Below are 14,063 nucleotides of genomic sequence, written 5' to 3' on the forward strand. Positions count from 1 at the left end.
TGCGCCCTAATCTGCGGTCGGCAGCCGCCGGATGGTGAATTCGATGATGTCGTCGGGGCGCTCGGCCCAGCTTTCGATCTCGGTCCAGTAGGCCTGTTTCGGCCAGCGGTCGAACCACTCCTGCGCCTTCACGCGCGCGTCCAGGCGCGGCAGGCGAAACGTCTCGCGCACGAAACCGTCGCGCGGATGGGGGCTACCTTCTGCGCGATGCTTTTCGAGGCTGCGCCTCAAACCCTCCAGCGGTGGTCTGGCCGGCACCCGCACGAAAGAACTCCTTGACCCCAACGTCCAACAGATTAGGGATCAGGGCGTCAAATTACGAGTCAAATGTTGAACGCGTGCCGGCGCTCGCCGAATGCGCGCCTCCCCACGGAGCCATGAATGGAACGTCCCGACATCCCGGCCGGCCTGCCCGACGACATCGAGGCGAAGAAGGCGACCGCGAAGGCCTGGTTCGAGGAACTGCGGGGCAAGATCTGCGCCGCCTTCGAGGCGATCGAGGACGATCTGTCGGGACCGCACGCCTCCTGGGCGCCGGGCCGGTTCGAGCGCACCGAATGGCTGCGCGATGAGGGCCGTGGCGGCGGCGGCATCATGTCGATGATGCGCGGCCGTGTCTTCGAAAAGGTGGGCGTGCACACCTCGACCGTGCATGGCGAGTTCTCGCCCGAGTTCCGCAAGCAGATCCCCGGCGCCGACGAGGACCCGCGCTTTTGGGCGAGCGGCATCTCGCTCATCGCCCACCCGCACAATCCCAACGTTCCCGCCGTCCATATGAACACGCGCATGGTGGTGACCACGCGTCAGTGGTTCGGCGGCGGCGCCGATCTGACTCCGGTGCTGGACCGGCGCCGTGCGCAGGACGACCCCGATACGGTGGCCTTCCACAAGGCGATGAAATTCGTATGCGACAAGCACAAGGCCGTCGCCGACTACGACCGCCTGAAGGCCTGGTGCGATGAATATTTCTACCTTCCCCACCGCGACGAGGCGCGCGGCGTCGGCGGCATCTTCTACGACTGGCTGAAGACGCCGGAGGACCAGGGCGGCTGGAACGCCGATCTGCGCTTTTCCCAAGATGTCGGCCGCGCCTTCCTCGTGGTCTACAACCACCTCGTGCGCAAGAACTTCAACGACAACTGGACCGACGCCGACCGCGAGGAACAGCTGATCCGCCGCGGCCGCTACGTCGAGTTCAACCTCCTCTACGACCGCGGCACGATCTTCGGGCTCAAGACCGGCGGCAACGTGGATTCGATCCTCTCGTCCATGCCGCCCGAGGTGAAGTGGCCGTAGGCATCAAATCGGTGGTGATCGGGCGAAGTCTCCACGGTTGCTGAAGGAGCCGGCGGATAGGTCTGTTTTCTTGAAGGTGACCCCCACCCTCCATCCCTCCCCACAAGGGGGAGGGAGGCATCCACCTCGCGCTTTACCTTTAGGGGTGGAGCGATAGTGACGGCTCGATCGCAACGATCACGTCACCCTTCCCGTTGTGGGGAAGGAAAAAGGGTGGGGGTCACCTCAATAAGAATCCCCTTCGAGCCCCGCATTCCCAGGACGCGGCATCCGACGCCGTAGACGACTGCGATGAAGGGCGGCACCTGCATGGGGCCATTGCGGCGTCAGCGGCAGGTCGGCGATTTCGTCCAGCGACATGGCGCGGATGGCGGAATGGGCGAGCGGGTCGTCCAAGCGCGGGGCGATTTCAACTTTTCTCCAGAAAAACTTGAGCATCGGCTTTCTCCTGACTGGGAACCACGAGGGTTATCCGGCCAGATGATGCCGATTTCACTGGAGTTTGCCTCGCTCTCACTTTAGAAATTCTGCATGCGTGAACTCAACCGCGTTCATATGAACGGCCTGCGCGCGGCCGAGGCCGTAGGTCGGCTCGGCGCGTTGCAGGCAGCCGCCGACGAACTTGGCGTGACCATCGGCGCCGTCAGCCAGCACGTCGCCCGCCTTGAAGCCGCCCTTGGCCGCCCCGTCTTTTCGCGCACACCGCGCGGGCTGGTGGCGACCGAGTTCGGCCGCACCTTTCTCGCACGGCTGACGACCGGCTTTGCCGAACTCGAGGGCGCGCTGAAGAGCGCGCGTCACAACCGGGCGAACGTGTTGACCGTGTCGGTCGCTCCCGTTCTCGCCTCCAAGTGGCTGGTGCCGCGCCTTGCAGGGTTTGCCGCACTTCACCCCGACATCACCGTCAGGCTCGACGCCTCTGTCGCCCTCGTCGATCTCGAGACGAGCGACGTCGACGTCGCCATCCGCGTCGGCGACGGCAACTGGAGCGGTGTGACGAAGACATTCCTGCTGCCGCAGGAGATCTTTCCGGTCTGTGCGCCCGCACTTGCCCAACGGCTTCGCGAGCCGCACGACCTGACAAAGGTTCCGATCATCCGCGACGCGAATTCGACGCTCAAATGGTCGACCTGGCTTGCGCCATACGGCATCAAGGAGCGTGAGCTCGCCGACGGGCACAGCTTCACCGATGCCGCGCTTTGCCTCGATGCCACAATCGCTGGTCAGGGCGTCATGCTCGCGTGGCAGACATTGGCGCAATACGCGATCGGCGCGGGCCAGCTCATCGCCCCCTACCCGCAGCGCGCCAAAACCGGACTGGGCTACTGGGCGATCACCTCGCCGCTGCAGTCACCGCCGCGCAAGGTGCGCGATTTCATCGCGTGGCTGGAGGGCGAACTGGACGAGACACGCCGCGCCTTTCCTTAGAGTTCGAATAAAGTTGCGCCCAAGCAACACAGATCGAACACGAAATTGCGAGCGCATTTTCGTTAAATCACCCATTAACCTTCTGCGTTAATCTCGCGTGCATGAAAACAACGCGCATCGTTACATTAGCTTTGACTGTTGCATTGGGCTGGCCGGCGCTCGCCAGCGAGGTCGTGCCGTTTCCCGCTCTGCCGGCGCCGCAAATCCCGCAGACGGTTGGGAGCGTGACGCGCGAGACCGACTTCACACACAGCATCCACAAGCCGGCAGAGCCGAACGGCCGGACGATCATCCTGATGCATGGCTCGGGCGGCGACGAGACGACGCTGGTGCCGCTGGCGACGAAGATCGACCCGAATGCGACGCTGATCGGCATTCGCGGCCGCGTCGTTCAGGAAGGCGTCAAGCGCTGGTACAAGCGCATCACGCCGACGCGATTCGACCAGAGCGACATTCGCGGCGAGGCCGCCGCCTTCGAGCAGTTCTTCGCCCGACTGGTCAAGAGCGAGGGGATCGACCTCGAACGGACGACATTCCTCGGCTATTCGAACGGCGCAAACCTGATCGCGGCGCTGTCGGTGCTGCATCCCGACGTGGTCAAGACAGCCGTCCTGCTGCGCCCGATGCCGGTCCTCGAAACCGCACCGCATGCGAACCTCGCCAAGGCGAAGTTCCTGACCATTGCCGGCCGCGACGACACGCTCTACGCGCCTTTCGCACCCAAGCTGGAAGCGATGTTCAAATCCTGCGGCGCGGATGTGGTGGCAAAGACCATCATCGCCGGCCATGACATCGGCGACGAGGACGCAAAGATCGCGTCCGAATGGCTGGCGGGACTGAAAATCGCGTCGGCGCAGTAGGTTTCCGCAGGTTCAACAGAGCCACTCCTTTGCAGGAGTGGGTTGAATTGTTCTCCGCTGGCAAGGACCAGGCCGTCAGGCCTGGATCACCACGACCTTGGCACCAACCGGCACCCGCTCGTAAAGATCGATGACATCGTGGTTGAGCATTCGCACACAGCCCGAGGACATGGCGTGTCCGATGGACTGCGGCTGGTTGGTGCCGTGGATGCGGAACATGGTGTCGCGGCCGCCGCGGTGGAGATAGAGCGCGCGCGCACCGAGCGGATTGTTCGGGCCGCCGGGCACGCCGCCGGCGAATTCCCGGTTGCGCGGGTCGCGGCTGATCATGTTGGCGGTCGGCGTCCAGCTCGGCCACTGCGCCTTGCGACCGACGGTGGCGTTGCCGCGCAACGCGAGCCCTTCCTTGCCGACGCCGATGCCGTAGCGCATCGCGCGGCCATTGCCCATGACGTAGTAGAGACGGCGGGCGGGCGTATCGACGACGACCGTACCCTTCGGATGCTTCGTCTCGTAGGCAACCTCCTGCCGGCGCAGCTCGGGCTTGATCTTGTCGAGCGGAACGGCGCGCAGCGGAAAGCTCTCGTCCGGCAGCGCGGCGTAGTTGAGCATGGCGCTGCGGTATTCGGTGCCGGCGGCCGTGCAGCCGGCGAGAAAGATCGGAAGGCCGGCGAGAAAGCCGCGACGCGAGATGGACATGATGTTGCCTTTAACGAAGAAACCCCTGGACATTTTCGTAAACGCGTATGGTTAACGATATCTTCCCGGGCAGAAATTTGAAGGAACTTCCGAACCGTCGTCTGGTTGAGATGCATCGACGCCACACCGGACGTCGGGTATAATTGCCCATTGCCGAAGAGAGGAGAAGACCGATGAAGGAATTTCATTGCGGCTCACTCGTTCCAGGTTGCGACTGGCACACCCGTCATAACGAAGAGGCCGAGGTGATGCGACGCGCGGTCGAGCACATGCGCCAGGCGCATGGCGAGGACACGATCCGCGAAACCATGGTCGAGGCCATTCGCTCCCGCATCACCGATGCGCAGAAGGCCGCCTAGGATTTGAGCGCGAGAAGGTCGCGGGCGCGCTCGACGAGCGCCTCGCGGTCGATCGTGAAGCTGGATGACACCCACTCATCCTTGAGGATTGCGAGCGCCTTTCCAAGGCGCTCGTCCGCTGCGGCGCCGAGCGCGACGAGGTCGCGACCGTGCAGCGGAAACTGCGGCGCCTGCCAATTCTCGGCATATTTCAGCAGTTGCGAATATTGACCGGCGGCGAGGAGATCGAGGTCGTTCTGGACGCCGCGCACGCGCGCGGCCGCGAGAGCCAGCTTCAACTTATCCACACCGGGCTGGTGTCCAGCCGCAAACATGCGCTTTGCGAGCGCAATCTCGCTGGTTTCAGCCGGGATTTCGCCGAAACCGGCCCATTCGTGCAGCCTTTTCGCTTCGTTCTTCGAAAGTTTCAGCCGCTCGGAAAGGCTATCCACGCGCTCCTTCATAGGCGGGATGATCGCCATGAGACGCACAAGCGGATCGACCGCCCAGCCAAGATCGCGCTCAGCGGCGACGAGGCCGGGGACGGCATCGATGCCCCATTTCTCGCTCTCGGGAAGCACCGTGGTCAGCACCCCGGACTGGCGCATCCAAAGGAGCGCGCGGGAGGGGTCGGGAGCGGAGAGGAGTTTCTTCAGTTCCGCCCAGATGCGTTCGGCGGAAAGCTGGTCCAAACCGGACTTCAGCCGCGCCGAAGCCTTGATTCCCTCCGCATCCGGCCGCCCGGAGCCATACCAGGCGAAGAAGCGGTAGAAGCGCAGGATGCGCAGGTAATCCTCGCGGATACGGTCCTCCGCACTGCCAATGAAGCGCAAGGTTCGCGTCTCAAGATCCGCGACGCCGCCAACGAGGTCGAGGACCGTGCCGTCGGCAGTGGCGTAGAGCGCGTTGATTGTGAAGTCGCGCCGTTTGGCATCCACCTGCCAGTCGCGGCCGAAGGCGACGGTGGCGTGGCGGCCATGGTTCTCGACATCGGCCCGCAAGGTCGTGACTTCAAAGGGTTTTCCGTGCGCGACGACGGTGATCGTGCCATGCGCCTTGCCGGTCGGGACCGGTTTGAATCCGGCTTCGATGGCACGCTTTTCCGTCTCCTCGGGCAGGCAGGTCGTGGCGATGTCGATGTCGGTGACGGCTTCGCCAAGAAGCGCGTTGCGCACCGCGCCGCCGGCGATCCGCGCCTCTTCGCCATTCGCGGACAGAACGGCAAGGAGCTTTTGCAGCACCTTCTCCTTCAGCCAGGGCGCATCGGAAATGGAAACGCTCACGCGTAGAGCCTTTCATAAAGCGTGCGAATGATGCCGGCGGTGACGCCCCAGATGTACCGTTCGCCGAACGGCATCGTGTAGAAGAAGCGCTCGCGCTCCTGCCAGATGCGGCTGTCGCGGTTGTGGTTCGCCGGGTCCATCAGGAAGGAAAGCGGCACCTCGAAGGCGTCGTCGACCTCGTCCTCGTTGAGAGTGAGCATAAAGCCAGGCCGGGCGACGCCGAGCACCGGCGAGATGCGAAAACCGGAGCCGGAAACGTAGTCCGGCATCCGGCCGACGATCTCGATCGTCTCCGCGCCGATGCCGATCTCCTCCTCGGTTTCGCGGATTGCTGCGAATTCGGGCGTCGGGTCGGTCGGATCGATGCGCCCGCCCGGAAAGGCGATCTGGCCGGAATGGCTGCGCAGTTTCTCGGTGCGCTTGGTCAGGATGATCGTCGCGCCATCGGGATGGTCGACGGCGGCGATCATGACGGCCGCGTCGCGCAGCCGCTCATGCACGATGAGATGGCGCAGATCCGGGTTGAGACTGTGGTCGCCATAATCGGTATCGACGTGCGGTGCCTGCTCGCGCGCGGCGCGGCGGCGAAAATCGGCGGCCGAAAAGAGCGGCGCTTCGATTGCTTCAGCCCGCAAGACGGTTCAGCTCCGCAATCGGCATCACCGGAAAGACTTCGCCCCTCGAGCGCACGCAAAACATGGCGCGGCCGCCCACCTCGATCTCCTCGCCGATCTCGGCGAGCTGGTACATGACCGGTCGCGCGACGAGCGCTTCGAGCCGGCCTCGGACATGGAGATAAGGTTTCAGTCCCCCCGTCTCGTCCTCGTCGACGAATCGCAACGGGTGCTCGGGACCCGCCTCGACCACATCGCCGACATTGGTGCGGAAGGTCAGGACCTGCCCCTCGCCCTTGCCCGAAACATCCATTTCGACGGCGAGAAAGTGCGCGTCCTCGACCCGGATGCCGACCTTTTCAACCGGGGTGACGAGATAGGTGTTGCCGTCCTCGTCCTTGCGCAGGACGGAAGAGAAAAGCTGGACGAGCGGCATGCGGCCGATCGGCGTTCCCATGTAGAACCAGGTGCCGTCCGCCTTGATCTCCATGTCGAGATCGCCGCAAAATTCCGGGTTCCACCTGTCGACGGGAGCCGCGCCCTTGCCGGCGCGCGCAGCGCGCGAAATGAGCGCTTCGAGGCCTGCGCTGTCGGTCGCTTCTGCCAGGCCTGGCGTTTTCTGTGCATCGGTCATCGTCACGAAATAGTCACTGTTGTTTCGCTTGTCAGCACAGGCGTACCATTTAAGTTGATCGCGCCGGTTGCGCCAAGGCGTGAATCGCCCCCAGCCCAAGGACGACGACATGAGCCTGACCATCAAGGAACCAGCGATGAGCGAGACCGAGATGGTGGCCGAGGCCGAACGCGCGCTGGCCGAGATCGGCAAGGTCCGGCAGGCGGTCGGCAAGGTGATTTTCGGCCAGGAAGCGGTGGTGGAGCGCACATTGGTGGCGATTCTCGCCGGCGGTCACGGTCTGCTTGTCGGCGTGCCGGGGCTTGCCAAGACCAAGCTCGTGGAGACGCTCGGCACCGTGCTCGGCCTCGACGGACGGCGAATCCAGTTCACGCCCGATCTGATGCCGTCCGACATTCTCGGTTCCGAAGTGATGGAGCAGAACGAGACGGGCCGCCGCTCCTTCCGCTTCATCCGGGGACCGATCTTCGCGCAGCTTTTGATGGCCGACGAAATCAACCGCGCCTCGCCGCGCACGCAGTCGGCGCTGTTGCAGTCCATGCAGGAATATCACGTGACGGTGGCCGGCGAGCGCCACGACCTGCCCTCGCCCTTTCATGTGCTCGCCACGCAGAACCCGCTGGAGCAGGAAGGCACCTACCCGTTGCCCGAGGCGCAGCTCGACCGGTTCTTGATGCAGATCGACATCGACTATCCCGAGCTTGCCGCCGAACGGCGCATCCTGATCGAAACGACAGGGACCGCCAACCAGAAGGCCGAAAACGTGCTCGACGCGGACCGGCTGAAGACCGTACAGGCGCTGATCCGGCGCATGCCGGTACCCGAAAGCGTGGTCGACGCCATCCTCAAGCTGGTCCGCTCGGCCCGGCCCGGCTCGGGCGATGCGCAGACCGACCGCCACGTCTCGTGGGGTCCGGGGCCGCGCGCCAGCCAGGCGCTGACGCTGTGCGCCCGCGCCCGCGCGCTTTATGACGGACGGCTCGCACCCTCGATCGACGATGTGCGCGACCTTGCCGAGCCGGTGCTGCAGCACCGCATGGCGCTGACCTTTGCGGCGCGGGCCGAGGGCATGACGGTTCGCGACGTGATCGCGCGGCTCGCAAAGGCCGTCTGATGGCTTCCGTCGGTGCGGTCAGCCCCGCCGTCGCCCCGCGCGACGCGCTGGCCCGTGCCCGCGTTCGCGCAGCGCTGGTGCCCGACCTGCTGATCGAGGCGCGGCGCGTGGTCAACACGGTGATCGCCGGCTGGCACGGACGGCGCAAGCGCGGCATCGGCGAGAATTTCTGGCAGTTCCGCCCCTATGTCGACGGCGAGGCGATCGCGCGGATCGACTGGCGGCGCTCGGCCCGCGACGACCACACCTATGTGCGCGACCGCGAATGGGAAGCTGCGCACACCGTGTGGCTTTGGGCCGATCCATCCGCCTCCATGCTCTTCCAGTCGAAGACGGCAAGCGTGTCGAAGGACTCGCGCGCGCTGGTTCTGGCGCTGGCACTGGCCGAACTTTTGTCGCGCTCGGGCGAAAGGATCGCCTGGCCGGGGCTGACCGACCCCTTTTCGGCGCGAAACGGCGCCGAGCGGCTTGCCGCCCAGATGATGCACGCGGCGAACCTGCCGACGCGACCGAACCTTTCCACCATGAAGCGCTTTTCCGACGTGGTGCTGATCTCCGACTTCCTCGACCCTGTCGAGGAGACGCGCGAATGGCTGGACACGCTGGCGACGCGGGGCGTGCGCGCGCATCTGATCGAGATTTCCGACCCGGCCGAAGAGGAGTTTCCCTATTCCGGCCGCACCGAGTTTCAGGACCCGGAGACCGGCACCAAGCTGACCGCCGGACGCGCCGAAACGCTGCGCGAGGACTATCGCAATCTCTATGCGGCGCGCCGTGAGGAGCTTTCCGCCTGGGCGCGAAAGCTCGGCTGGAGCTACACCGTGAACCACACCGACAAGCTGGCTTCCGACGCACTGGTGCGCGTCCATCTGGCGATGAGCCAGGGGAGCCGCTGATGGGGTTCCTGCCGCTTTCCTTCGGGCTGCCGGCGGTGCTGGCCGGATTGCTGGCTCTGCCGGTGATCTGGTGGCTCTTGCGCCTGACGCCGCCGAAGCCGCAGACGGAAGCTTTTCCGCCGCTGAAGATTCTTGCGCGCGTGCTGCGCAAGGAGGAAACGCCGCATCAGAGCCCCTGGTGGCTGACGCTTCTGCGCCTTGCGATGGCGGCGCTGATCATCTTCGCCCTGGCCGAACCGGTGTTCAATCCGCGCGAGCGCATCTCGACAGGCGGCAATGCGGTGGCGATCGTCATCGACAATGGCTGGGCGTCCGCGCCGGACTGGGCGATGCGGGTCGCGAGCGCCGAGCGGCTGATCGCCGATGCGCAAGCCGAAAACGCACCCGTGCTGATCGCCTTCACGGTCGATGCGCCCAATGCCGAGATCGGCCCCTTCGACGCCGAGGCGGCGCGCGAGCGGCTGAATGCAGCCGAAGCGCGACCGGTGCCGGTGGACCGCGCGGCGACCTATGAGCGCGTTGCGCAGGCCCTGGCCGAGTTGCCGAACACCTCGGTGGCGGTTCTGTCGGACGGGCTGGCGAGCGAAGCGGACGACGCGGCCTTCGATCGGCTTCTCGCCAATGCCGGGGGCCTGATCTGGGCGACGCCGCAAGGGGTCACCGAGATCGGCCTGACGGCGACCGCGAACGAGCCTGACGCCTTCGTGGTCGAAGCGGTGCGGCCGACGGCCGATGCCGGGCCGCGCCAGGCGGTGGTGGCAGCACTCGACGACCGCGGCCGGCGGATCGCGGAGGCGCAATTGTCTTTCGGAGCCGGCGAAGCGGCCGCAACAGCGGCATTCGCCGTGCCGTTCGAACTGCGCAACGACTTCAACTCGGTCGCGGTCGACGGCGAAGCCCAGGCCGGGGCCGTGCGTGTGCTCGACGAGAATTCACGGCGCCGGCGCGTCGGCCTGATCGCACAAGGTGACGGCGACGAGGCGCAGCCGCTCCTTTCGCCGCTCCACTATATCAGCCGGGCGCTCGCGCCTTTCGCCGACCTCGTCGAGCCGTCGAGCGCAGACCTCGGCTCGGCGATCCCCGAACTGCTCGAGCAGCGCCCGGCGATGATCGTGATGGCCGATGTCGGCACGCTGCCGGACGAGGCGCACGCAGCGCTCACCGAATGGGTCGAGGGCGGCGGCACGCTGGTGCGCTTTGCCGGCCCGCGCCTTGCCGCGGCCGAGCCGGACGAGGATCTGCTGCCGGTGCGGTTGCGCATCGGCGAACGCGCGCTCGGTGGCACCTTGTCCTGGACCGAGCCGCAGGCGATCGCCGAATATCCGCAAGGCTCCCCCTTTGCCGATTTGACGCCGCCGGCCGACGTGACCGTGTCGCGGCAGGTGCTGGCAGAGCCGACCGCCGACATCGTCGAGCGGAGCTGGGTGAACCTTGCCGACGGCACGCCGCTCGTGACCGGCGCGCGACGCGGCGACGGGACGCTGGCGCTTTTCCACATCACTCCGCAGGCGACATGGTCGAACCTGCCGATCTCCGGCTCCTTCGTCGAACTGTTGCGCCGGCTGGTGCAGTTGTCGCGCAATCAGGGACCGGGCAATGCGCAGACCGGCAATGGCGAGGCGACGCTGCCGCCCTACCGGCTGATCGCCGCCGACGGCAGCCTGGTGCCGCCGACGCCCGACGCGCGACCGCTGGCGGTTTCCACCGAGGCTGCGGTGACGATCGAGAACCCGCCGGGGCTCTATGGCACCGAGGAAGGCGTCGTCGCGCACAATCTGCTGCCGCAGGACGCGACGCTGGAGCCGATAGCCCGTCCCGAGACGCCGCTCGCCGTTCGAGACGTGGCATATGGCTTCGACGAACAGGTCGATCTGCGCGGGCCGCTCTTCGCGATCGCGCTGGCACTGATGATCCTCGACACGCTGGCCGTGCTGTGGCTCGGCGGAAAGCTGCGCCGGCCGCGCGCAGCGCGCGCCGTACCGGCCGCGCTGGCGCTCGCGCTGATAGGTGCGATTTCGATGCCGGATGCCCACGCGCAGGCCCAAGGGGAGGAAACCGACATCCAGCCGGGCGACGAGGAAGCGATCGCCGCCATCAGCCAGACGCGCATCGCCTATGTCCTGACCGGGGATTCCTCGATCGACGCGATCAGCCGTGCCGGGCTCGAAGGGCTCGGCCGGTTCCTGAGCGCCAAGACCGCTCTGGAGCCCGGCGAGCCGGTCGGCGTCGACATCGCCGTGGACGAACTCGCCTTCTATCCGCTGATCTACTGGCCGATCGACGAAGGCAGCGAGATGCCGTCGCAGGCCGCGCTGGCGCGCATCGACGCCTACATGCAGGACGGCGGAACGGTGCTGTTCGATACGCGCGACCAGTTCGGCGCGGGGTTTGATGCCGGTTCGGCGAGCCCGTCGACCATGCGCCTTCGCGACATCCTCGCCAACATGAACGTGCCGCCGCTGGAGCCGGTGCCGGACGATCACGTCCTGACCAAGGCCTTCTACATCCTTCCCGAATTTCCAGGCCGCTTCAACGGCAGCCCGCTCTGGGTGGAGGCTTCGCAGACCGTGGAGGAAATGGCGGACCGCCCGGTGCGTGTCGGCGACGGCGTGACGCCGATCATGATCACCGCGAACGACCTGGCAGGCGCTTGGGCCATCGGCGGCAACGGCGCACCGATGCTGCCCACCGTGCCCGCCGACCCGATGCAGCGGGTCTATGCCTACCGGGCGGGCGTCAACATCATGATGTACATGCTGACCGGGAACTATAAGTCGGACCAGGTCCACGTGCCCTCCATTCTGGAAAGGCTGGGGCAGTGAACTGGTCCCTCGCCTTCGAACCGCTTCTTGCCTGGCCGTGGTTCGCAGCGCTGCTCGTGCCTGTCGCCGCGCTCGTCGCCTGGGGGCTCTTCGCCCGCCAGCGCGGCGCGTGGCTGCGGCTGGCGGCAATGGCGGCGCTGGCGCTCGCGCTCGTCAATCCCCTCCTCCTCGACGAGGAGCGCGAGCCGCTGAAGAGCGTCGTCGCGCTCGTCGTCGACCGCAGCCAGAGCCAGGAGATCGGCGACCGGCGCGCGACGACGGACCGGGCGCTGGAGGAGATGCAGGCGCGGCTGGCGCGGTTCGACCAGTATGACGTCCGCGTGGTCGAGACCGGCCAGGCGGATTCCGGCGACGAGAGAGCCGAGACGCGGCTCTTCGGCGCGCTCGACAGTGCCCTGCGCGACGTCGCGCCCTCGCGGGTCGGCGGGGCGATCATGATCACCGATGGTCAGGTTCACGACGTGCCCGAAACGCTCGGCTTTTCCGGCCCGCTTCATGCGCTCGTGACCGGCGAGGAGGACGAATTCGACCGGCGCATCCGCTTCGAGCGCGCGCCGCGCTTCGGCATCGTCGACCGGCCGGTGACGATGAGCTACCGGGTGCTGTCGACGGACAGCGCGAGCGGGCCGGTCGAGGTGACCGTGCGCGTCAATGGCGAGCATGTCGTGCGCCAGACGGCGATCATCGGCGAGGAGACGAGCGTCGACATCGTCATCCCCAGCGCCGGCCGCAACATCGTCGAGCTCGAATTTCCGGTCGCCGAGGGCGAGCTGACGGCGACCAACAACCGGACCATCGCGATCCTCGACGGTATCCGGGAGAATTTGCGCGTGCTGCTCGTCTCGGGCGAGCCGCATGCCGGCGAGCGGACGTGGCGCAACCTCCTGAAATCGGATGTGGCGGTGGACCTCGTCCACTTCACCATCCTGCGCCCGCCCGAAAAGCAGGACGGCACGCCTATCAACGAACTCTCGCTCATCGCCTTCCCGACGCGCGAACTCTTCGTCGACCGGATCAACGATTTCGACCTGATCATCTTCGACCGATACCAGCACCGCGACGTGCTGCCGATCCTCTATTACGACTACATCGCCGAATATGTGGAGAATGGCGGCGCGCTCCTGATCGCGGCGGGGCCGGAATATGCGGGCAACCAGTCGATTTCGCGCACGCCGCTGATGGCGGCGCTGCCCGCATTGCCGACCGGCGAGGTGGTCGAACGAGCCTTTTACCCGCGCCTGACGGAAACCGGCGAGCGCCATCCGGTGACGCGCGGGCTGGAGGGCTCGGGACAGGAGCCGCCGCAATGGAGCCGCTGGTTCCGCCAGATCGGCATCGAGCGGCCGCAGGGCGAGGTGGTGATGCAGGGCGCGGACGACATGCCGCTGCTGCTTCTCGACCGGCAGGGCGAAGGCCGCGTCGGCATGCTTCTTTCCGACCATGGCTGGCTGTGGGCGCGCGGCTTCGAGGGCGGCGGACCGCACGTCTCGCTCTACCGGCGCATGGCGCACTGGCTGATGAAGGAGCCGGAACTCGAAGAGGAACGGCTGACGGCGAATGCGCGCGGCATGACGCTCGAGATCGAACGCCAGACGATGGAAGACGAGGCCGGCGAGGCGACCGTGACGACGCCTTCGGGCGAAACGCTGACCGTGCCGCTGGCTGCCGGCGAGCCGGGCACGTTCGATGGCTCGGTGGAGACCGACGAGATCGGGCTCTACCGGATCGCCAATGGCGACCTCGAGACGCTCGCCCATGTCGGCCCGGTCAATGCGCCCGAATTCACCGACACCGTGTCCACGACCGAAATCCTCCAGCCGGTGGCTGACGCCAGCGGCGGCACCGTGCGGCGCATCGAGGCAGGACTTACCGGCGCGCTCGACCTGCCTAACATCGTGCCGATCCGCCCCGGCGCGGATGCGGACGGGCGCGGCTGGGTGGGGCTCCAGACGACGAACGACAGCGTGCTGCGCTCGGTTTCGCGCGTGCCGCTCTTCGCCGGCTTTTTCGGGCTGGCGCTTCTGCTCTTCGCTTTCGGCGCGGCCTGGTATCGCGAGGGCCGCTGATTTTTTCCGAAGG

14 protein-coding genes are annotated in these 14,063 nt (G+C 66.3%); 8 read left to right on the top strand and 6 right to left on the bottom strand.

The genetic code is table 11. The annotated features are described in order from the left end of the window. Positions 1-6: 6 nt before the first annotated feature. Positions 7-264: a hypothetical protein gene (locus GTK01_RS11935; RefSeq protein WP_252926110.1), complete on the bottom strand. Its 258-nt coding sequence runs from the start codon at positions 262-264 to the stop codon at positions 7-9. A gap of 117 nt (positions 265-381) precedes the next feature. On the opposite strand from GTK01_RS11935, the gene hemF reads away from it, so the two are divergent. Next, entirely contained in the window at positions 382-1,296 is a 915-nt protein-coding gene (hemF, locus tag GTK01_RS11940) for an oxygen-dependent coproporphyrinogen oxidase (RefSeq protein WP_252926111.1), read from the top strand. 225 nt (positions 1,297-1,521) lie between these two features. Here the strand turns inward: hemF and GTK01_RS11945 are convergent, their stop codons facing one another. Then, positions 1,522-1,734 (bottom strand): hypothetical protein, encoded by a 213-nt coding sequence (locus tag GTK01_RS11945; protein WP_252926112.1) that lies wholly within the window; start codon positions 1,732-1,734, stop codon positions 1,522-1,524. Positions 1,735-1,827: 93 nt separating this feature from the next. On the opposite strand from GTK01_RS11945, the gene GTK01_RS11950 reads away from it, so the two are divergent. Continuing rightward, a complete protein-coding gene (locus GTK01_RS11950; protein WP_252926113.1) occupies positions 1,828-2,724 on the top strand; it encodes a LysR substrate-binding domain-containing protein in 897 nt (298 codons plus the stop codon). Between the two features lie 131 nt (positions 2,725-2,855). Next, positions 2,856-3,584 carry an alpha/beta hydrolase gene (locus GTK01_RS11955; RefSeq protein ID WP_256483830.1) on the top strand — a complete coding sequence of 243 codons (729 nt, stop codon included), beginning with the start codon at positions 2,856-2,858 and terminating at the stop codon, positions 3,582-3,584. A gap of 75 nt (positions 3,585-3,659) precedes the next feature. Here GTK01_RS11955 and GTK01_RS11960 read toward each other — a convergent pair whose 3' ends face one another. Then, positions 3,660-4,283, bottom strand: a complete 624-nt coding sequence (locus GTK01_RS11960; protein WP_252926114.1) for a L,D-transpeptidase — start codon at positions 4,281-4,283, stop codon at positions 3,660-3,662. Between the two features lie 173 nt (positions 4,284-4,456). On the opposite strand from GTK01_RS11960, the gene GTK01_RS11965 reads away from it, so the two are divergent. Then, positions 4,457-4,642 (top strand): DUF1059 domain-containing protein, encoded by a 186-nt coding sequence (locus GTK01_RS11965; protein ID WP_252926115.1) that lies wholly within the window; start codon positions 4,457-4,459, stop codon positions 4,640-4,642. Here the strand turns inward: GTK01_RS11965 and GTK01_RS11970 are convergent. Genes GTK01_RS11970 through GTK01_RS11980 form a run of 3 tightly spaced genes read right to left on the bottom strand, consistent with a single transcriptional unit; the run spans position 4,639 to position 7,152 of the window. Further along, complete coding sequence (locus GTK01_RS11970; protein ID WP_252926116.1) at positions 4,639-5,904, bottom strand: CCA tRNA nucleotidyltransferase; 1,266 nt, start codon at positions 5,902-5,904, stop codon at positions 4,639-4,641. The two genes, GTK01_RS11965 and GTK01_RS11970, sit on opposite strands and share 4 nt — an antisense overlap. Then, positions 5,901-6,539: a CoA pyrophosphatase gene (locus tag GTK01_RS11975; RefSeq protein WP_252926117.1), complete on the bottom strand. Its 639-nt coding sequence runs from the start codon at positions 6,537-6,539 to the stop codon at positions 5,901-5,903. The genes GTK01_RS11970 and GTK01_RS11975 overlap by 4 nt, the downstream gene beginning before the upstream one ends. Further along, positions 6,529-7,152 (bottom strand): DUF1285 domain-containing protein, encoded by a 624-nt coding sequence (locus tag GTK01_RS11980; protein WP_252926209.1) that lies wholly within the window; start codon positions 7,150-7,152, stop codon positions 6,529-6,531. The genes GTK01_RS11975 and GTK01_RS11980 overlap by 11 nt, the downstream gene beginning before the upstream one ends. A 109-nt stretch (positions 7,153-7,261) precedes the next feature. On the opposite strand from GTK01_RS11980, the gene GTK01_RS11985 reads away from it, so the two are divergent. The 4 genes from GTK01_RS11985 to GTK01_RS12000 are packed head-to-tail and all read left to right on the top strand — an operon-like array spanning position 7,262 to position 14,050. Continuing rightward, positions 7,262-8,266, top strand: coding sequence for a MoxR family ATPase (locus GTK01_RS11985; protein WP_252926118.1), 1,005 nt, complete (start codon positions 7,262-7,264; stop codon positions 8,264-8,266). Continuing rightward, positions 8,266-9,162 carry a DUF58 domain-containing protein gene (locus tag GTK01_RS11990; protein WP_252926119.1) on the top strand — a complete coding sequence of 299 codons (897 nt, stop codon included), beginning with the start codon at positions 8,266-8,268 and terminating at the stop codon, positions 9,160-9,162. The genes GTK01_RS11985 and GTK01_RS11990 overlap by 1 nt, the downstream gene beginning before the upstream one ends. Further along, positions 9,162-11,984: a DUF4159 domain-containing protein gene (locus GTK01_RS11995; protein WP_252926120.1), complete on the top strand. Its 2,823-nt coding sequence runs from the start codon at positions 9,162-9,164 to the stop codon at positions 11,982-11,984. The genes GTK01_RS11990 and GTK01_RS11995 overlap by 1 nt, the downstream gene beginning before the upstream one ends. Beyond that, positions 11,981-14,050 (top strand): hypothetical protein, encoded by a 2,070-nt coding sequence (locus GTK01_RS12000; protein ID WP_252926121.1) that lies wholly within the window; start codon positions 11,981-11,983, stop codon positions 14,048-14,050. The genes GTK01_RS11995 and GTK01_RS12000 overlap by 4 nt, the downstream gene beginning before the upstream one ends. The last annotated feature ends 13 nt before the right edge of the window (positions 14,051-14,063 follow it).

The organism is Aliihoeflea sp. 40Bstr573, from assembly GCF_024105655.1.
Taxonomy (GTDB): Bacteria; Pseudomonadota; Alphaproteobacteria; order Rhizobiales; family Rhizobiaceae; genus Aliihoeflea.